Genomic DNA, 18,418 nt, shown 5'->3' on the forward strand with positions numbered 1-18,418 from the left:
TGTTCCTTGCCGCGCTGCGCGGCCAAAGGTCATTCGATCGGATTCCCGCCTTCGGTATTTCTACCTTTTATGGTAAAAAATACAAATACAATTTAAAAGTTAAGGTGAGGAACTGATATGACCAAAATATTTTTCGCCAGCAACCGCGACGTCAAACACGAAACCTCGGCCACAGGCAACATATTCGGCGACCGGTTCAACGCGGACGGGCCGCAGTGCTTCCGCGTCGGTGCGGCGGACGTCAGTCGAAGCGGCGACGATCCGAAGGACGACGACAGCTGGAGTGTCGGCGAGACGCGGCTGTTTCCCGAGAAGCTGGACAGTCGTCCGCGGGATGGTGCCAAGCTCGGCTCCCAGAGGCTGTTCGACGAGATGCGCCAGCTCCTGAAGCAGCAGGAAACCGACGTCATCGCCTACATCCATGGCTTCGCCAATTCGTTCCAGAACTCCGTGCGCCGGGCGGCGGCCCTGCAGGAACTATACAGCACGCCCGAGCAGCCGGTGGTGGTGTTCCTGTTCTCCTGGCCTTCGAACGGCAAGGTGCAGCCGGCCTGGAACTATTTTTCCGACCGGGAAGACGCGGAAGCTTCCGGCCTCGCCATGGGCCGAGCCCTGATGCGGCTGGTGGAATTCCTGAAGGAAATGCGCCGGCAGGACCAAAAGACCATACTTGAAGCGCGCCGGGCGGGCGGGGTTCCCGATCGCGAGGCGCTGGTCCAGTGTACCCGGCGGCTTCATATCCTGGCTCATTCCATGGGCAACTGGGCGCTGCGTCATGCCCTGCGCAAATACGCCGAACTCAACGCGGGCAAGATCGACCGTGTGATCGATTGCACCTTCCTGATGGCGGCGGACGAGGACAATGACGCGATGCAGGAGCGCATGAAACTGGAGCGGCTGGACGAACTGGCCAACCGCATCTTCGTCTATCACGCCTCCAACGATGTCGCCCTGACGATCTCGGACACCACGAAAGGCCTGCCGGACCGGCTCGGCTCCGACGGGCCGAAGAACCTGGACCGGGTGGGCGAGCGCGTGTTCGCCATCGATTGCCACAAGATCAGCGAGACCGAATTCACCCAGGGCCGGCACCAGTATTACCGCCTGCGCGACGAGGCCATCCGCGATGTGCAGGCGACCCTTGCGGACCAGCCCCAGGACGGGCGCCCGGGACGGCAGGTTCTGCGGCCGGGGAGAAGCTGGCGGCTCTCGCCCGCGTGATTTTGCGGGCCGAAGGCGGTTGCTTTCGGGGATCCCGGAGTTGACGTCAGGCGCCCGTCTTCAAATTTCGGCTGCGCGCGCCTGCCGGAAGGATACAAGCCGTCCGGCGTTTTCGTCCCACAGGACGAGCTTCACGCATCTCAGGCTCTGCAAAAGGGTGATGCGGCCGACATCGCGCAGTTCGGGATGATCGCGCAGCACTTCCGGGAGGCGATAAAATGGAATTTTGGCCGCCAGGTGATGAATGTGATGGATGCCGATGTTACCGGTGATTCAGCGTAGCGGAAAGGGAAGGTCGTAATGCGAGCTGCCGTGGAGTGCGGCGTGCTGGAAGTCCCAGTCACCATCCCCGGACCAGTGCGTTTCCTCGAACTGATGCTGGATGTAGAACAGCCAGACCCCCGCGCTGGCCGCCATCCAGGTGATCGGAAGCTGCACCAGCAGAAACGGACCGATGCCGACAAGCCACATCATGAGCACGACCGGAAGGGCGATGCCGAGATTGGTGGCGAGGGTCGAGATCCAGGGCTGGGTGCCGGCGCGCATCAGGCCGAAAGGCAGCCGGTACTGGCAGACAAACAGCCAGGCGGGACCGAAGCCGAACAGGATCAGCGGATGGCGGTAGAGCCAGTAACGTATGCGACCCCACCAGGGCAGGGCGCGATATTCGCGTACCGTCAGCGTATCGACGTCGCCGACCCCGCGCCGGTCCAGATTACCGGCCGAGGCATGGTGAACCGCATGGGTGCGGCGCCAGTAGTCATAGGGCGTGAGGGTGAAGACGCCGATGATCCGGCCGATCCAGTCATTGAGGCTCCGCCGTTCGAAAAGGGTGCCGTGGCCGAAGTCGTGCTGCAGGATGAACAGGCGGACCAGAAAGCCGGCGGCGGGAATGGTGAATAGGAGCCCCCACCAGTGGTCGTGGACGATGGCAACGGCGGCCAGAGCCCACAGGGCGGCGAATGAGAGAACCGTTACGGCTATCTCGACCGTGCTTCTGAGAGGGCTCGGTTTCCGGTACCGTGCGAGGACCTGCACCCAGGAGCGTTCGCTTTCCGTCACCGCGGTGTGTGTGGCAGTCGATGTTTTCAAATCCATTCCATCTGTAATGGAGGCAATAGACTCCGCAGAGCCTGGCCTCAGTCCTCGGATGCGGCCGATTTTCCGTGGTTGTCGGCTTTGGGTCCGGTTTTTGCGGCTTCGGTTTCCCGCGCAAGCATGTCCAGGCGGGCTGCCTTGAGCCTTTGGGTCTTGGCGTTCCGGGCGTCAGCCTCTGTCTGCACAATTTCCTTGGCGACGCGTTTGGTGGTTTCGGCCCTGGCTTCCGCAGTCTGCCGGATTGACTGGAAGCGGATCTCCTTGGTCATGGCATTCTGTCCTTCCAAACCGATATAAGCAAAAAAGGCCGGGTTGGGACCCGGCCTTTCTGTTCACCTAGGTGAAATGTGCCTGGATAGTCCCGGTCTGGAACCGGGAACAGGCGTCAGACGAGCTGCAGGTTGTCGGCAGCCGACTTGCCCGAGCGCTTGTCCTGGACAACTTCGAAGCTCAGCTTCTGGCCTTCCGTGATCGGCGGAATGCCGGCGCGTTCGACAGCAGTCACATGGACGAAAACGTCCGCGCCGCCGTCGTCCGGCTGAATGAAGCCGAAGCCTTTGGTGGAATTGAAGAACTTCACGGTTCCGATGGTCATAACGATTTCCTTTCAATCGGTCATGATAGTTTGCACTCCCGCGTTTCGCGCGCGCGTGCGGTTAGGTCGACGTTGATAGGGAAGATCGTTTCGGGCGGCGTGAGCCGCTTTGTCACAAAGTTCGTCAAACAATATCGATGGGCGGTTATCTAGGTCAGGATCATGTTGGAAACAAGGCATTTTTGAAAAAGTTCGATTTATAGTTTGGAGAAACTTCTCCCGGAAAGAAAAACAGGTTTCCAGATGCAGGGTGCCAGGAAGACTTGGCCGCCGATACCGGTACACCAGGTCTTCCCGGTCTTGCCCTGCCTCCGGTTACGGATGCAGCTTCGCGCCTTCTTCAGTGTCGGGCCAGGAATTCATCGGCCTCGGCCGGATCGAGGCCCGGCCGGGAAAGGGGAAGGAGCGGGGCAATGCCAGCCCGAAGGACAGTGACCCGACTATCTGATGCCGGGGCCGGGAGCTTGGCCGCAAACATCAGGAGGTTGGATAATCAGGTCCCTATTCGAGGCAGCGTGCCCGCATTCCGGAACGGTCCGCTTCGTGTCGATCGGTCTGTTTCCCGGCTCCTTCCCACCTTTCGAAACGCAGCCTAGCATTTGCCCCATGCGCCGTGCTTCCCAAAAGGCGTTGGGAACATTTGGCAAATTGGTTGCCAAATGTTCCCGGATGTCCGTTCTTTCATCGACGGATCCCGTTCCCGGAGCTACGATCTCTGGCCAAGGTTGAGGAGGAAGTCGTGTTCGGACGGATGCATCTGCAGCACCAGGTCGTGCTTTGCATATGCCTGGTTCACCTGATCGCGTTGTCCCTGACGACGACATTTCTCGTGATCAACGCGCGGGATGCGGTCAGGGTGGAGGTCGAGTCGGGCGCGAAAAGCGCACGGGCGCTCGTGCTGGCAAGCCTCGGCTATGCCCTTCAGCAGGTCGCACCTTCCGAAGTTCTGCCGCGCCTTGCCGACACCCTGGTGGAACCGCGGCACGTCACTCTTTCCCTCGTCGACGCGCGCCGCGGTCTTCTGCCGCTGCGCGAAGTCGATGCGGCGGGGCCTGAGGATGCCGTTCCGGGCTGGTTCGTGCGGTTGGTGAAGCCCGGCTTCAGGGAAATACGGATCCCGGTCGCGTTAAACGGCACCCGCTACGGCTACGTCTCGATCACCCCGGCGCCCGGCGACGGGATTGCCGAGGTCTGGCACAATGTCGCCGGCATTTTCTGGATCGTCGCCGCAACGGCGGCGGTCTCGGCGGTCGTCCTGGTCTGGCTGGTCAACCGGTCGCTTCGGCCCCTCGACACCTTGCGCAGGGCACTCGCCCGGCTTCGGGAGGGAAAGCTTTCGACAAGGCTCGGCCGCAGCGCCGGCGCAGATCTTGTTCCCATATTCGAGGGCTTTGACGAGATGTCGGAGGCTCTGGAGAGCGCCGAGGCGGACCGGGCCCGGCTGAACCGCCGTATTGTCGAAGTCGGCGACGCCGAGCGGCGCACCATCGCCATGGAACTGCATGACGAGTTCGGACCCTGTCTATTCGGTCTGAAGGTCAAGGCATCCGCAATCGCCCGCGCCGCTGAAACGGCTGGAGACCCGGACCTTGGAGAGAATGCCGCGGCCATCCAGTCGATCGTCGCGCAGATCCAGGCCTCCAACAGTCGCCTGCTGACAACGCTCAGGCCGATGGCCATCGGCCAGTTGCCGCTCGTCGATGCGCTCCAGGATCTTTTTCAGGCGTTCCGCAAGACCCATCCGGATATCGACTGGCAGGTCGATCTGCCGCAAGCCTTGCCCGACACGCCGGAGATCGTCGACCTTACGGTCTACCGGTTTTTCCAGGAGGGGGTGACGAACGCCCTTCGCCACGGCCAGCCGGGCCGCATCGCCGCCTCCCTGTCGCAACAACAGGATGCGGATGCCGGTCCGGTCCTGCGTCTCGCCGTCGAAGACGATGGCGTGGGTATGAAAGAGGTCCTGACGGACAGCATGACCGGCAACCGGGGCGAGGGACGCGGCCTGGCTGCCATGCGCGACCGGATCGACGCCGTCGGCGGTCAATTGACCATCGGTTCGGCCGAAGGCGGAGGCACACGGCTGATTTCCAGCGTGCCTCTCCTGTCTCTGCCGGATAACGCCTTGGAGCTGCGGGCTGTCTCATGAAATCTGCACTCGTCATAGACGACCATCCGGTCACCCATCTGGGCTGCGGCCAGTTGCTGCGCGAGCTGGACTACGATCCGGTGCTGGAGGCGCTCACCGATCGGGACGCGCTCTCCCTCGCAGAGGTGTATCTGCCCGGCCTGATCGTTCTCGATCTCGGCATGCCCGGCCTCGGAGGCCTGAACCTTATCGAGCCCTTGCTGCGCCGGACGCCGACGGCCCGCATCCTGATCTTCTCGATGAACGAACAGGCCGCCTTCGTTTCCAAGGCGCTTGCCGCCGGTGCCTCCGGATATCTGAGCAAGAATTCGGGGCCGGACGATTTTCTCGACGCGGTCCGGACCCTGGAAGCGGGCAAGGCCTATCTTCCCCATGACATGGCCATGGCAGTGGCAACGGCGAAGATCGGCGGCCACGCCGACCCCCTGTCCACGCTGACGGAACGCGAGCACCAGGTCTTGCGCCTGCTCGGCGAGGGCCAGGATCTCCAGTCGATCGCTGACGCGCTGCGGGTCAGCTACAAGACGGCGGCCAACGCGTCCTCCGCGATCAAGAGAAAACTCGGCGCCAAGAGCACGACGGAACTGATCCGCTACGCCATTTCCGCGGGTGTGGTCAGTTAGTGCACCAGGCTCTACTCTTTTTGCATTCGAGCGCTTATTGGTACTCGTCCCGATGCCGGGCGAAGTCTTCCAGCAAGGACGGGAAATCCTCCGGGGGAGGGAAACCGTCAAAACTGTGTCTTGCCGGCGTTTCGACCCAGGAAAGTTTCTCGGAGGTCATGGTTTCCATGAAGGGTCTGGTCCACGCCGGATCTTCGAGCAGGGTGGGGCGCACGTTTATCAGGCCTTCGAGAGCGGGGATCCTCGTGAACATCCATGTCTTGCAGCTTGGGCAGAAGAAATGGTCCAGATCCGGGCCCTGCAGTCCGCGCTTCACCGGGTCTCCTGCGGTGATGGTGAACGCAGACTCAGGAAAAATCGCTGAAAGGGAATAGGCGCTGGACGTCATGCGCTGGCAGCCCCGGCAATGGCATGCCGCGGTGATGACCGGCGGTGCGGAAACCTCGAAACGGACGTCACCGCACCGACAGGTGCCTATAAGTGGGGGGTGCGGGCTGTTCATGGGACATACCTCATTTCGAGTTCCGGGGGATGAGTCGAAAGCACGACGCCACCTGTCTGCATTCCCCGGCACCAGAGATCAAGGAGCCTGTCGCAGACGTGTCTGCGATTCAACTTACGCCCCCGCGCCGCTCAGGTCGATCAGGGCATGGAGCATGAGGTTCGCGCCTTTTTCGATGTCGGGCCAGTCGCTGAATTCGCCGGGCGCGTGGCTGGGGGCGAAGATCATCGGACAGCCGGAAAAGACCGGTTTCCAGTTCGGAAGGTCGGAATGAATGGTACTGGGGCTCCCCCGGAATGTGCACGGCCAGCGACTTATGGATGTCCAAAGCTTTCGGCCATTCGGCGGACGATCGGGTCGAATTCCTCGCGGGCAGCCGTCGGATAGGTGATCTCGAACACGTGCACGGTTTCGGCAATTCTGTCCATGATGGCTTTTCGATAGAAAATGCCGCCGTCGCGGTATCCGGAGAGCACATAGTAGCTGTGGCCGACCTTGGAGTAGGTCACCTGATCGTAGTTGCCAAGCCTCCTGTCGCGCGCCATCAGGCCCCTGGCGTCGAGATTGTCGTAGTTGAACTGGCCGAAGACGAAGAATTGCGCATTTTTATCCGGAGCAGCAAAGGTTCGACCGTCGCCATTCTGCGGCGGCGGCAGGGCGCGGAAAAGACCCGAGGGGTACTCGATATGGGTGCCGAATCGATCGTTGACATATTGTTGCCAGGCCTCGATCGGTGCGGTTGTTGATTGGGACCCCGCCGGGGCTTCGGGCAAGGTTTCCGAAACGCCCGCAGTTGAGTTGGCGGGGAGCAACTCGATGGAGGACACCCAGGCTGTGGCGTCGCCCGAAAGATATTCCACCCGGATATGCAATGCGGTGACATCGGCCAGTATTTCGGCGATCGATGTGGTCCCCTTAAGGCGCCAACCCGGCATTAAGAACGATACCTCCTCCGTTTGCCAGTTCCTGCCGGGGACGGAGGGGAAGGCGATTGAGGCCGATTTGCCGTTGCTCTCGATGTGGATATCGCCGCGTCCGCCGAAGGAATAAGGGTCGACATAGGTGCCCGTTCCCGTGCGGACCGAAAGCCGAAGGCCGCCGATCGCGGACCAGTCCCCCAGCAGGGTGTCGGGCGCAACCATGTAACCATTGACCCCATCGCCAGCGCAGAAAGCTTCGAGTACACCCGTATCATCGGGACCGCCGGAGGGCTGCACCGAAAGGACCGCATGGTCTCCGGTCCATCCCTGTAATCCATCGGCGAAGCTGAAGCGGTGCGGCGCGGCGCCAACCACCGCATTTCCGTCTGGAGAGACGGCAGGAACGGAAGGCGATGCGTCTGCAGCGGTTCCCGGTACCGGTTTACCTGGAACCGGTTCGACGCGTTTGGCCGGATCAAAGCCTCCCTGCAAGTGGAGGCTGGCGATGAACCAGTTGTGCAGGGCCGCAAGATCGTCTTCGGACGCATCTGTGCCTTCCAGCGTGAAGATGAAGCGCTTCTTGTCTCCGCGCGCCCGTTCCGTCACGTTCTGAATGGAAAGGCGGTTGCCGGGAAAGACGTGGGAAATCCGTGTCACCGGCTCGTGGTCAATGATCACGTTGTCCACGCCCGTGATGTCGTCATAGCCAAGCAAAGGCTCGTCCGGGAACCACCAGAAGGCCAGGAGGGACCATTTGCCGTCCGGGCTTTCGAATATCTTGTTGTCAGGCTTGTCGTAGCTTGCCTTCCAGTCTTCCGGCAGCAAAAAGGTGACGCCTTCGACATCGATAGCCGATACCCGAACCGCCTGCGCGGGTGGGCCGGATTGCGTCTCCGGTTCAGGGGCAGGCCGGAACGCTTGCAACTGGGGCGTTGACCCTGCAGGCACCGTGGCGGGTGCGGCCTGCGCCTGCACCGGCGGTTTTTGCCCCGCAGATGCATCGCCGGATCCACACGACCCGAGCATTCCGGACGGATCGAATGTGATTGCCGCAATTGCGGCCTCGTAGTCCGGTCCATCAAAAAACTCTTGAGCGCCGGAAATCGCGATCCCGACCCGGTCGCCGTCCACGCAGTCGAGCAACCGGTAATAATCAGTGCGTCCACCGAGGAGGGCTGCCCCGACCTGAAAGTCCCGCGAATTGACCGGCCAGCTGTAGAAATCGGAAAATTGATTGAAGATTACGGCCTTCTTCGCCGCCGTGCCCGGCGGAATTTCGCTTTCGGCTCCCTGGGGTCCCGTCACCGCATGCCCCCGATAGAACGAGATGCGGCCGGAGTAGATCCTGGGCCAGAAGCTGATGGCATCGTCGGAACCGCCTTCATTTACGACCCAATCGTCGGGCATGTCGTAGTTGACGAGCCCGCCGAGTGCGGTGCCCTGAGTGGACGCTGGAGCCGTGGTAGCGGCGATCTGTACACCGGACAACAGTCGCTCGATTTCGGCCCGGCGGGGAGCAAGAGGAACATTGATTGCCATGCCATGCGCGACAAGATGCTCGTTGCCTTCGACCGGGTCTGCCGAAATCAGAACGATTGCCTCGGCGGTCGTGTTGCGATCCAGTTTGAAGGACATCTCCAGCCGTCGGAACGGGAGGCCGCCGATGAGCACCTGCCGGTCGGAGGCGATCTTCGCGTCTTTGGGAACCAGGCGTTTTTCCTGGTCCAGTGACAGGCCGAACATCATCCCGGCATGGGTTTTCATGTCACCATTGAAATAGAGTTTGGACCTGTCCCTGTCCTCCACCAGAGCCCAGTCGGGCGGTACATGGGCCGTCGCATTTGCCAGGCTGAAGGCGATCCAGTCAGATGGCACCGGGATGTTGGTGGCCGTTTCGGCTGCTCCGGAATCAACGTGGGAGGCTGAAAGCTCGGCAGGGGCCGTTTTTTCCCGAGGCGCATCGGCTGCTGCTGGAGGTGGCGCCGCCTCGCTATCGTCCGTGATCCCAAACGCATCATAGTCGGACCTGGTTTGCCCCAGGACGTTGGAACCTGCGTCCAGCAGCGGCAAGAGCAGGAAAGGGATTAGGATGCGTTTCATGGCTTGGTTCCGGCAGGGCTGGGCGTTCCGGGCAGGAGGCCGGCCGGAGCGCCGACAACACCTTTGCGGATGCTCTGTTTCAGAAGATTGGCGATCGTGCGGCCCTCGGCTCCGTCGATCTGGTAATACTGCATGTCGCCCGTGACGACGGAGGCAAATATCCCTGCCAGTTTCAGGCGAGCGGGCGCGTGACATGTCCGCTCCAGGGATGCCCCATCCGCAAGCTGTTTGGAGTCGGTGCGTCGGACGGTGCATTTCCCCTGTGCGACGGTCTCCTCCATGAGAAAGCCCATGGCGCAATCGTCAAAGCCGCTGATATCGTCGTAATAAGGTGCGCCGAAGGTCATGGCCGATCCGCTTGTCAGCCCCGGTGACGCTGTCGACCAACCCGCGGAGATGCCGAAACGGCCGAAGACCCAGCTTCCGTTGGGAAGAAGGGCGAAATCCACCGGCTGAGGCGCATGGGCAGGCGCATCGGCGACCTGCTGTTTGCGTGTTCCTTCGGGGGATTTCCTTGTCAGCAGACAGGAACCGGACTGTTCGGTCAGAGTATAGCGGGCAACCACCGGGGTTTGAGGCGTGCCGAAAAGGGCGATCAGGTGGTTGCCGGATACGGCAAGCCTGCGACTTTCCGATCCTTCGGAGGTCTCGATCCTGACCATTTCCGGATAGCCGGCCTTGCGGATGGCGAATTTGGTCACTTCTGCCCGGAACGTCCCATCGGCGCGGAGTTTGCCCGACCATTCGCCGCCGGCCGGCAGCGGCATCACCACGCGCGCGCCGGCAGGATAACCATATGCGGTGACCTCCAGCAGCATTTTCGCGTTAAGCCGCGGTTTGAGGTGGGCCTCGACCTCCCAGAGTTGAGCTTTAAGATTGCGCAGGAACAGGCGGTCCGCGACCCGGGGCATGACCTTTGTGGCCAGCATACGCTCCAGAAGCTTCTTGTGTTCCGCCATGACGATCTGCTTGACGAAGTCATGGTCCAGGCCCATCGATGAACCGCTGCAGTTTCCGTAACTGGGCAGGAGTTCGTCGGCGAAAGCGCGCGCCACATATTCGTTGAGCACGTTGTCGACATAGCCCGTGAACGGACTGGTCTCCTGTCCCGCGGCGGAACGTGCCGTCTCCTTTTTTTCTGCGGCGAGATAAAGTTTCCAGATTTCTGCGTCCCATTGCCCGACGCTTCGGGGATGTTCGCGGTACCAGGCCTGATAGTGACAAGTCCACACGTCAGTCGCGATTTCGGTCAGTCCCGATTGCCATTTTCGCAAAAGGACGTCTACGACAAAGATGGCTACGCCGCCGATCTGAACCGACCCCCAGCCCCATTTGGAGATGGCGAAGCTCATCCATGTTTTAATCCCGCCGGTCAGGGCGGCATCGTCCCGGCCCAACGCCGCATCATGCGCGACCTGGGCGAACCCGACCCCCAATCCGACAATGGCAAGGACTTCGTTGACGGACGAGATCTCGTCAAGCCAGAGCGCGTGTTCGGCAACCGTACCGATTGCGGACCTGATTCCCAGATGGTCGCCGAAGGTCTGGGCGCCAAGCTCTGCTGCAGCCCTGCGTTCCGCATCGAGGTTCTTTTTCAGAAGTGCCTCGCCCAATGCGTTGATCGCATCATCGGATAGACGATAGTTGGTAGCATCCGGCAAGATCTCGAAACGGACGATATGTTCTGCGGGCCCACGCCCTTCCGTGACCGGAATGAACAGCGCTTCGACGGCGGCCTTGTTTTCCGCTGTTTGGGCCAGTGCTGTAGGGATCGGCGTGAATGGCGACAAGTCAACTGGCGCGCATGCCAGCATGACCGCTCCGGTAGCGCCGAACAGGAAAAATCGCCACATGGAAATCTGACTTGACCTCTCGCCTCATTATCGCGAGATGAAAATTAGGACCCGATCAGACGTAAGAAATTGAGCCAGATCAACCGCCCGGAAATTCACCCCGCGCTTATGCGGCGCGGCGTCATATATGCTCTTCTCACGCCCCCGCGCCGCTCAGGTCGATCAGGGCGTGGAGCATGAGGTTCGCGCCTTTTTCGATGTCGGGCCAGGCGCTGAATTCTCCGGGCGCGTGGCTGATGCCGCCGCGGCTGGGAACGAAGATCAGGCCCGAGGGGCACAGCGCCTGCATGGTCTGGGCATCGTGGCCGGCGCCCGACGGCATGCGGCGGGCGGGGAGGCCTGCGTTTGCAGCGAGCGTCTCGAGCCGGTCGGCCAGATCCGGGTCGAGCGGCACGGGCGGCAGCCAGCTTCGTTCGATCGTCTGCAGCGCCAGTCCGTGCCTGGTAGCGATCCTGAGGGCATTTTCCTCGAACCGCTTGCGCAGGGCGCGCATGACGGTCTCTGACGTGTCGCGCAGGATCACCGAGAACAGGGCGGTGCCCGGGATCGTATGCGGCTGGTTGGGGGACAGGGTGACATGGCCGATGGTGACCCGGCTCTGGTCGGTACCGTCTTCGCCGATGAGGGCAGGGATCGTCTGCGCCAGTTCGCTCAGCCCGGCGAAGGCGTCGGCGCGCAGGTGCATCGGGGTCGTGCCCGAATGATTGGCGACGCCCCTCAAGGTCATTTCCAGATAGCAGACCCCGGAGACCCGGTCGGCGATGCCGATGGGGAGCCCTTCGCTTTCCAGGACAGGGCCCTGTTCGATATGCAGTTCGAGGAAGGCCGTGACGCTTTCACCCCTCCTTGCCGCGCCGAGGATTCCATAGGGGTCAAAGCCCTGGGCGGTCATGACGTTGGCGAGCCGGTGGCCGGAGGCGTCGGCGGCGGTGTCGATCCAGTTTCGGGTCAGTGCGCCGGTAATGGCCTGGGAGCCGAGCATGCCGCCGAAGCGGCCTTCTTCTTCGGACGTCGCAGCGACTTCAATCGCGGTTGCCGGTTCCAGGCCGGCGTCCTTCATGGTGCGCACGCATTCCAGCGCCACGCAGGCGCCGAGAGCCCCGTCGAAGGCGCCGCCGTCGGCGACCGTGTCGAGATGGGAGCCGGCCATGATGCTGGGGCCGTCGTCAGGACCGTAACGGCCGAAAACGTTGAGCGCGCCGTCGCTCCACACGGCCAGGCCGTCGTCACGCATCTGCCCGGCGAACCAGGACCGGCAGTCGATGTCCGCTCTGGAAAAGCCGAGCCGGTTATAGCCGCCCGTTTCCGGATCGAAACCGAAGCGGTTCACGCCGTCCAGAAGAGATTTGAGGCGGTCAAGGTTGATGCTGGCATTCAGCCGCTGCATCCGGATTTCTCCCTAGATCAACCCGCTTACATGCGCTCGCATGAAAGCGGAATAGTTGATCGGTTTTAATATGTTAGAGCATCCTGTCTGCGTTTGTTCGAACGCAGGATGCTCTAATTTTCAGCCATTAAGGCCTTATTTGCCGCTAGAGTCGCAACCCCTTGGTGAAAATTAATATGAAATAATTATTGTGATCTGACAATTAATCATGATTAATATTCCTGCAGAACACAACGAGGGGAATGGTCATGAAAAAGTTCCTAGCCGCGGCATTCGCCTCGGCCTTTATCGCGTTTTCGCCGACGGTGCAGGCGCAGACACCACCGAATGTCCTGGTCGTCGGCCAGATCGCGGAGCCGAAATCGCTGGACCCGCAGGCGGTCACGGCGGTCAATGATTTCCGCATCCTGATGAACATTTATGACGGGCTTGTGCGCTACAAGGACGGCACGCTGGAAGTGGAGCCGGCGCTTGCCAAGAGCTGGACGATTTCCGATGACGGCAAGACCTATACGTTCAAGCTCAGGGAAAGGGTGACCTTCCACGACGGCACGCCGTTCAACGCGGAAGCGGTCAAGTTCGATTTCGAGCGCATGCTCGACGAGGAACACCCCTATCACGATACCGGCCCGTTCCCGCTGGCCTTCTTCTTCTCCCAGGTGGATTCGGTTACGGCTGACGATGACTACACGGTCACCTTCCAGTTGAAGGCGCCTTATGCGCCGTTCCTGTCCAATCTCGCCTATCCGACCGGCCTGATTGTCTCGCCCGAAGCGGTCAAGAAATACGGCAAGGACTTCGGCCGTAATCCGTCGGGAACCGGGGCCTACAAGTTCGGCGGGTGGACTGCCAACGAAAAGGTGGTCGTGACCCGCAACGAGGACTACTGGGACGGCGCGCCGGATCTGGAGGCGGTGATCTTCCGCCCGATCACCGACGCCAACACCCGGATCGCCGAAATGCTCTCCGGCGGACTGGACATCATGGTCGAGGTGCCGCCGGACAGCCTGCAACAGTTCAAGTCCGATCCGGTCTTCAACGTGCAGGAACAGGCCGGGCCCCATGTCTGGTTCCTGATCCTGAATGCCAAGGAAGCCCCGTTCGACAACAAGCTGGCCCGTCAGGCCGCCAATTACGCGATCCACAAGAAAGCGCTGGTCGAGAACGTTCTGCAGGGCACGGCCGATGTGGCCGCCGGTCCGACCCCGCCGGCCTTCGCCTGGGCTTATGACGAGAGCCTGCAGCCCTATCCTTACGACCCGGCAAAGGCCAAGGCGCTTTTGAAGGAGGCCGGCTACAACGGCGAGGAAATCACCTTCTATGTGACACAGGGCGGCTCGGGCATGCTCGATCCGGTCGCCATGGGCACGGCCATCCAGGCGGACCTGGAAGCCGTCGGCATGAAGGTGAAGATCGAGACCTACGAGTGGAACACGTTCCTGGGCAAGGTGAACCCGGGCCTGGAAGGCAAGGCCGCCATGGCGGAAATGGCCTGGATGACCAACGATCCGGACACTCTGCCTTTCTTGGCGCTGCGCACCGGAGCCTTCCCGGACAAGGGCGGCTTCAACTCCGGCTACTACTCCAACCCCAAGGTGGACGAGCTTTTGGAAAAGGCCCGCCAGGTCACCGATCAGGGCGAACGGGCGAAGCTCTACAAACAGATGCAGCAGATCGTCCACGACGACGCGCCCTGGGTGTTCGTCGCCAACTGGAAGCAGAACGCGGTCACCAAGGCCTCCGTGGAGAACTTCAAGCTGCAGCCGTCCTTCTTCCTGATGCTGCAGCACGTGAAAAAGCCGATGTGAACTGCGAGTTCGACCCGGCGGGTTCAGGCCTGCCGGGTTGATTTGTAAAGAGGGGTGTGAACTTTCAGGGCTGCTGGCTGGAATATGCAGTGAGACCAAGCGGCATACTCCCGTCTCCCCCCTTGAGGGGGAGATGTCCATCTCCCCCTCAAGGGGGGAGAGGGGAGCAAGGGGCGAGGATTTCTGAATTTTCGGACTGTCTCGCCGAATTCAACTGTCTTGCGCAAGTGAGGGGGAACAAGCATTGGCTTTTTACATCGCCAGGAGGCTCTTGGCCGCGATACCGGTGCTGTTCGGGCTGACCGTAATCGTCTTCCTGATCATGGCGATGATCCCCGGCGATCCGGCGACCGCCATTCTGGGCTCTTACGCTACGCCGGAAAACGTCGCCAAGCTCAATCAGCAGCTCGGCCTCGACAAGAGCCTGTTCCAGCAATACCTCATCTGGATCGGCAATCTCTTTCACGGCGATCTCGGCCGCTCCTACACCCTGAACCGGCCGGTGCTGGACGAGGTGCTGGAACGGTTTTCCGCCACGCTGATCCTGGCGGGCACGTCTCTTGTCCTGTGCTCCATCTTCGGCCTGCTGGCCGGCATCGTCTCCGCCGTGCGCCAATACGGCTGGGCGGACAAGATCATCACCTTTCTCGTCCTGATCGGCATCTCGACCCCGTCCTTCTGGCTGGGCCTGCTTCTGATCCTGGCCTTCGCGGTCAAGCTGCGCCTGTTCCCGGCGTCGGGCATGTTCGCCATCTACGGCGGCGGGGATCTTCCCGATCTTCTGCATCACCTGGCCCTGCCGGCGCTGACGCTTTCGGTGGTGGCCACCGGTGTGATCGCCCGCCTGACCCGGACCGCCATGCTGGAGGTGCTGCGCCAGGACTATATCCGCACCGCGCGGGCCAAGGGACTTTCGGAGCGCAAGGTGATCTACAAGCACGCGTTCAAGGCAGCCCTTGTCAGCGTCGTGCCGGTAATCGGCATCCAGGCCGGTTTCGTCATCGGCGGGGCGGTCTATATCGAGACCGTGTTCCAGTGGCCGGGGATCGGTTCCATGCTGGTGACCGCCATTTCCACCCGCGACCTGTTGCTGGTGCAGGGGGGCGTTCTGGTCGTGGCGGCGGCCTATGTGCTGTTCAACCTGGTGGCCGACGTGGTCCAGACCATGCTCGACCCGAGGCTGCGCTGATGACGGATACGGCTGTAAACACCAAGGCAAAGCCGGCGCCGAAATCCGCCCGTCCGGGCACGGTGGCGCTGCTTCTCAACAATTCGCTCGCGACCGGCGGGCTGATCGTGCTGGCCGTGATCTGCCTCATCGCTCTTGCAACGCCCCTGCTGCCGCTTCCAGATCCGGATGCGACCGCGCCGGCCGACCGGCTGCTGCCGGTCTTCAGTGAGGGCCATCTGCTCGGCACCGATCATCTCGGCCGGGACCTCTTATCCCGGCTCCTATGGGGCACGCGGGTATCGCTCGCCGTCGGGGTGTCGGCGACGCTGATCGCTGCCTTTTTCGGCTCGCTGTTCGGGCTTGTCGCCGGCTATGCGGGCGGGCGCACGGACACGGTCATCATGCGCGGCATCGACATGGTGATGGCCTTTCCCTACATCCTGCTGGCGCTCGCCATCGTCGCGGTGCTGGGGCCGGGGCTTTTGAATGCGCTCTACGCCATCGCGCTGGTCAACATTCCCTTCTTCGCCCGCAACATCCGCGGCATCACCTACGGTCTCGCCCGGCGCGAGTTCGTCGACGCGGCGCGGCTCTCCGGCAAGTCGCCGGTGCAGATCCTGTTCATCGAAATCCTTCCCAACGTGTTGCCGGTGATCGTGATCACCATGTCGACCACGGTCGGCTGGATGATCCTCGAAACGGCGGGCCTGTCGTTCCTGGGGCTAGGCGCGCAGCCGCCCCAGGCGGACCTGGGCTCCATGCTGGGCGAGGGTCGCAAGATCCTGTTCACAGCACCCCACGTGTCGATCATTCCGGGGCTGATGATCTTTGCGCTGGTGATGAGCATCAACCTGTTCGGCGACGGCGTGCGCGATGTGCTCGACCCGCGCCTGCGCGCAGGATCGCTGAGCCGGCCGGTGGCGCGCACCGCGGTCGCGCGCGGCGGTTCCGACATTCCGCCGCCCTCGGCAACGCCCGGCGTCCTGGACCTGAGGGGACTGCGCACGGAATTCAGGATCGGCGGCTCGGTCTACAAGGCCGTTGGCGGGGTGGATCTCCATGTGAGGCAAGGCGAGTGTCTCGGCGTCGTCGGCGAATCCGGCTCCGGCAAGTCGGTCACGGCCATGTCGGTCATGGGGCTGGTGCCGACCCCGCCGGGGAGGATCGCGGGTGGCGCGGCCTATCTGGAGGGCGAGGATCTGTTCGCGGCCAGCGACGGCCGTATCCGCCATCTGCGCGGCGGGTCGGTGGCCTATGTGTTCCAGGATCCGCTGTCGACCCTGCATCCGCTTTTTACCGTCGGCGATCAGCTGAAGGAGGCGATCCGGGCGCATCAGCCGCTTTCCAATGCGCAGCTGAAGGAAAAGGCGCTGGAGCTCTTGTCGCTGGTGCGTATTCCGAACCCGAAGGAGCGGCTGTCGGCCTATCCGCACGAACTCTCCGGCGGCATGCGCCAGCGGGTCTGTATCGCCATGGCACTTGCCAATGACGCGAAGCTCCTGATTGCCGACGAGCCGACCACGGCGCTGGATGTCACCGTGCAGGCGCAGGTCCTGACCCTGATGAACGGCCTGCGCCGGGAGCGCAACGCGGCGATCCTGTTCATCACCCATGATTTCGGCGTCGTCTCCGCGCTCTGCGACCGGGTAGCGGTGATGTATGCCGGGCGGATCGTCGAGACCGGCACGACCAGGGAGATCCTGGAAAACCCGCAGCATCCCTATACGGCCAAGCTGATCGAATGCGTGCCGGTTCTGGGCGAACCGGAGCGGCGGCTCGACGCCATCGAGGGCCGCCCGCCGGTGGTCAACAACCTGCCCGACGGGTGTGCCTTTGCCGACCGCTGCCCCCGTGTCCGGCCCGATTGCCGGTCCGGCGAGCTGGAGCTCAAACTGTCCTCACCGGAGCGCGGCGTGCGTTGCCTCTATCCGCTGGGCGAGGGAGGCACGGCATGAACGAGGCGAGTGTGAGACAGACAGGCAGCGAGACCCTGCTCGCGATTTCCGACGTGGAACGGATCTTCGGCGGCGCGCGCAAGCTCGTCGGCGGCCGCACGCCCGCCGTTCATGCGGTACAGGGGCTGAGCCTGGACGTGAAGCAGGGCGAAACCCTTGGCGTCGTCGGGGAATCCGGCTGCGGCAAGTCCACGCTCGCCCGGCTGGTGGTCGGGCTCGACCTGCCGACGTCGGGCAAGATCACCTTCGGCGGCGAGGATCTGGCGGAGCTTGCACGGAGGGACCGGCGGGCGCTTGCGCGCAAGGTCCAGTACGTGTTCCAGGACCCGGTCGCCTCGCTCAATCCGCGCAAGACCATCCGCACCATCCTGGAAGCCCCCTTGCGGCACCTGACCAACCTGAATGCGGCGGGCCGGGAACGGCGGCTGAAGGAACTGCTGGACGCGGTGAACCTGGCGCCGGAGTTTCTGGAGCGCTACCCGCACGAGTTTTCCGGCGGGCAGGCGCAGCGGATCGGCATTGCCCGGGCGCTCGCCGCCGGTCCCGAGCTGATCGTGCTCGATGAGCCGGTGTCCGCGCTGGACGTGTCGGTGCAGGCGCAGGTTCTGAACCTGCTAGACGACCTGAAGGACCGGTTCGGCCTGACCTATATCTTCATCAGCCATGATCTTTCCGTTGTGGAGAGCGTCAGCGACCGGGTGGCGGTGATGTATTTCGGGCGCATGGCGGAACTGGGGCCCGCGCGGCAGGTGTTCCGCGCGCCGCTCCACCCCTATACGGAGCTTCTGATGCGCTCCGCGCCCGCGCCGGGTCGTCACCAGCTTCTGGCCGAGGATGCCTCCGCCGAACTGCCCGACCCCTACAATCCGCCGCCCGGATGTGCCTTTGCCGCCCGCTGCCCGAACCGGACCCCGCTCTGCCGGGAGGTTCAGCCGGCCCCGGATGAGGCGAAAGGCGCGGGACCGGACCATATTGCGGCTTGCCATCATCCACTCACGCGGGCATAGGCGAGTGAGGGAATGGACTTGCGGATGAG

General features: G+C 62.5%; 12 protein-coding genes and 1 pseudogene. 7 read left to right on the forward strand and 6 right to left on the reverse strand.

The genetic code is table 11. The annotated features are described in order from the left end of the window. Positions 1-117: 117 nt before the first annotated feature. The gene (locus HK439_RS06665) at positions 118-1,221 is read left to right on the forward strand and encodes an alpha/beta hydrolase (protein ID WP_190290611.1); all 1,104 of its coding nucleotides are present in this window, start codon (positions 118-120) and stop codon (positions 1,219-1,221) included. Positions 1,222-1,281: 60 nt separating this feature from the next. Here HK439_RS06665 and HK439_RS06670 read toward each other — a convergent pair. The 3 genes and pseudogenes from HK439_RS06670 to HK439_RS06680 form a co-directional block, all read right to left on the reverse strand. Then, a pseudogene (locus tag HK439_RS06670) lies at positions 1,282-2,319 on the reverse strand (fatty acid desaturase). 41 nt (positions 2,320-2,360) lie between these two features. Then, positions 2,361-2,588, reverse strand: coding sequence for a hypothetical protein (locus HK439_RS06675; RefSeq protein ID WP_190290612.1), 228 nt, complete (start codon positions 2,586-2,588; stop codon positions 2,361-2,363). A gap of 116 nt (positions 2,589-2,704) precedes the next feature. Beyond that, complete coding sequence (locus HK439_RS06680; protein WP_190290613.1) at positions 2,705-2,914, reverse strand: cold-shock protein; 210 nt, start codon at positions 2,912-2,914, stop codon at positions 2,705-2,707. Positions 2,915-3,653: 739 nt separating this feature from the next. Between HK439_RS06680 and HK439_RS27230 the strand changes: the two genes are divergently transcribed. Both HK439_RS27230 and HK439_RS06690 read left to right on the forward strand, forming a co-directional pair. Continuing rightward, a complete protein-coding gene (locus tag HK439_RS27230) occupies positions 3,654-5,063 on the forward strand; it encodes an ATP-binding protein (RefSeq protein WP_190290614.1) in 1,410 nt (469 codons plus the stop codon). Continuing rightward, positions 5,060-5,686 (forward strand): response regulator transcription factor, encoded by a 627-nt coding sequence (locus tag HK439_RS06690; protein ID WP_190290615.1) that lies wholly within the window; start codon positions 5,060-5,062, stop codon positions 5,684-5,686. The genes HK439_RS27230 and HK439_RS06690 overlap by 4 nt, the downstream gene beginning before the upstream one ends. A 34-nt stretch (positions 5,687-5,720) precedes the next feature. On the opposite strand, the gene HK439_RS06695 is transcribed toward HK439_RS06690, so the two are convergent. From HK439_RS06695 to HK439_RS06705, 3 genes are all read right to left on the reverse strand, one after another. Then, positions 5,721-6,188 (reverse strand): GFA family protein, encoded by a 468-nt coding sequence (locus HK439_RS06695; RefSeq protein WP_190290616.1) that lies wholly within the window; start codon positions 6,186-6,188, stop codon positions 5,721-5,723. Between the two features lie 314 nt (positions 6,189-6,502). Continuing rightward, complete coding sequence (locus HK439_RS06700; protein ID WP_190290617.1) at positions 6,503-9,403, reverse strand: hypothetical protein; 2,901 nt, start codon at positions 9,401-9,403, stop codon at positions 6,503-6,505. 1,794 nt (positions 9,404-11,197) lie between these two features. Continuing rightward, entirely contained in the window at positions 11,198-12,448 is a 1,251-nt protein-coding gene (locus HK439_RS06705; RefSeq protein WP_190290618.1) for a Zn-dependent hydrolase, read from the reverse strand. 248 nt (positions 12,449-12,696) lie between these two features. Between HK439_RS06705 and HK439_RS06710 the strand changes: the two genes are divergently transcribed. The 4 genes from HK439_RS06710 to HK439_RS06725 all read left to right on the forward strand — a co-directional run bounded on the left by HK439_RS06710 (position 12,697) and on the right by HK439_RS06725 (position 18,389). Next, the gene (locus HK439_RS06710; RefSeq protein WP_190290619.1) at positions 12,697-14,256 is read left to right on the forward strand and encodes an ABC transporter substrate-binding protein; all 1,560 of its coding nucleotides are present in this window, start codon (positions 12,697-12,699) and stop codon (positions 14,254-14,256) included. A 244-nt stretch (positions 14,257-14,500) separates the two neighbouring features. Next, a complete protein-coding gene (locus tag HK439_RS06715) occupies positions 14,501-15,445 on the forward strand; it encodes an ABC transporter permease (RefSeq protein ID WP_190290620.1) in 945 nt (314 codons plus the stop codon). After that, positions 15,445-17,382 carry a dipeptide/oligopeptide/nickel ABC transporter permease/ATP-binding protein gene (locus tag HK439_RS06720; protein WP_190290621.1) on the forward strand — a complete coding sequence of 646 codons (1,938 nt, stop codon included), beginning with the start codon at positions 15,445-15,447 and terminating at the stop codon, positions 17,380-17,382. Before HK439_RS06715 ends, HK439_RS06720 begins: the two co-directional genes overlap by 1 nt. Further along, on the forward strand, positions 17,379-18,389 hold the full coding sequence (locus HK439_RS06725; RefSeq protein WP_190290622.1) for an ABC transporter ATP-binding protein: 1,011 nt from the start codon (positions 17,379-17,381) through the stop codon (positions 18,387-18,389). Before HK439_RS06720 ends, HK439_RS06725 begins: the two co-directional genes overlap by 4 nt. Positions 18,390-18,418 lie beyond the last annotated feature (29 nt).

Origin of the sequence: Roseibium aggregatum (assembly GCF_014692675.1) — a bacterium.
Classification (GTDB): Bacteria; Pseudomonadota; Alphaproteobacteria; order Rhizobiales; family Stappiaceae; genus Roseibium; species Roseibium aggregatum_C.

Excerpts from the sequence above, each read along its gene's own strand:
- HK439_RS06710 (WP_190290619.1), top strand. The coding sequence starts at position 12,697 with ATGAAAAAGTTCCTAGCCGCGGCATTCGCCTCGGCCTTTATCGCGTTT.
- HK439_RS06705 (WP_190290618.1), bottom strand. The coding sequence starts at position 12,448 with ATGCAGCGGCTGAATGCCAGCATCAACCTTGACCGCCTCAAATCTCTT.
- HK439_RS06690 (WP_190290615.1), top strand. The coding sequence starts at position 5,060 with ATGAAATCTGCACTCGTCATAGACGACCATCCGGTCACCCATCTGGGC.
- HK439_RS06680 (WP_190290613.1), bottom strand. The coding sequence starts at position 2,914 with ATGACCATCGGAACCGTGAAGTTCTTCAATTCCACCAAAGGCTTCGGC.
- HK439_RS06665 (WP_190290611.1), top strand. The coding sequence starts at position 118 with ATGACCAAAATATTTTTCGCCAGCAACCGCGACGTCAAACACGAAACC.
- HK439_RS06695 (WP_190290616.1), bottom strand. The coding sequence starts at position 6,188 with ATGAACAGCCCGCACCCCCCACTTATAGGCACCTGTCGGTGCGGTGAC.
- HK439_RS06720 (WP_190290621.1), top strand. The coding sequence starts at position 15,445 with ATGACGGATACGGCTGTAAACACCAAGGCAAAGCCGGCGCCGAAATCC.
- HK439_RS06675 (WP_190290612.1), bottom strand. The coding sequence starts at position 2,588 with ATGACCAAGGAGATCCGCTTCCAGTCAATCCGGCAGACTGCGGAAGCC.
- HK439_RS06725 (WP_190290622.1), top strand. The coding sequence starts at position 17,379 with ATGAACGAGGCGAGTGTGAGACAGACAGGCAGCGAGACCCTGCTCGCG.
- HK439_RS06700 (WP_190290617.1), bottom strand. The coding sequence starts at position 9,403 with ATGTCACGCGCCCGCTCGCCTGAAACTGGCAGGGATATTTGCCTCCGT.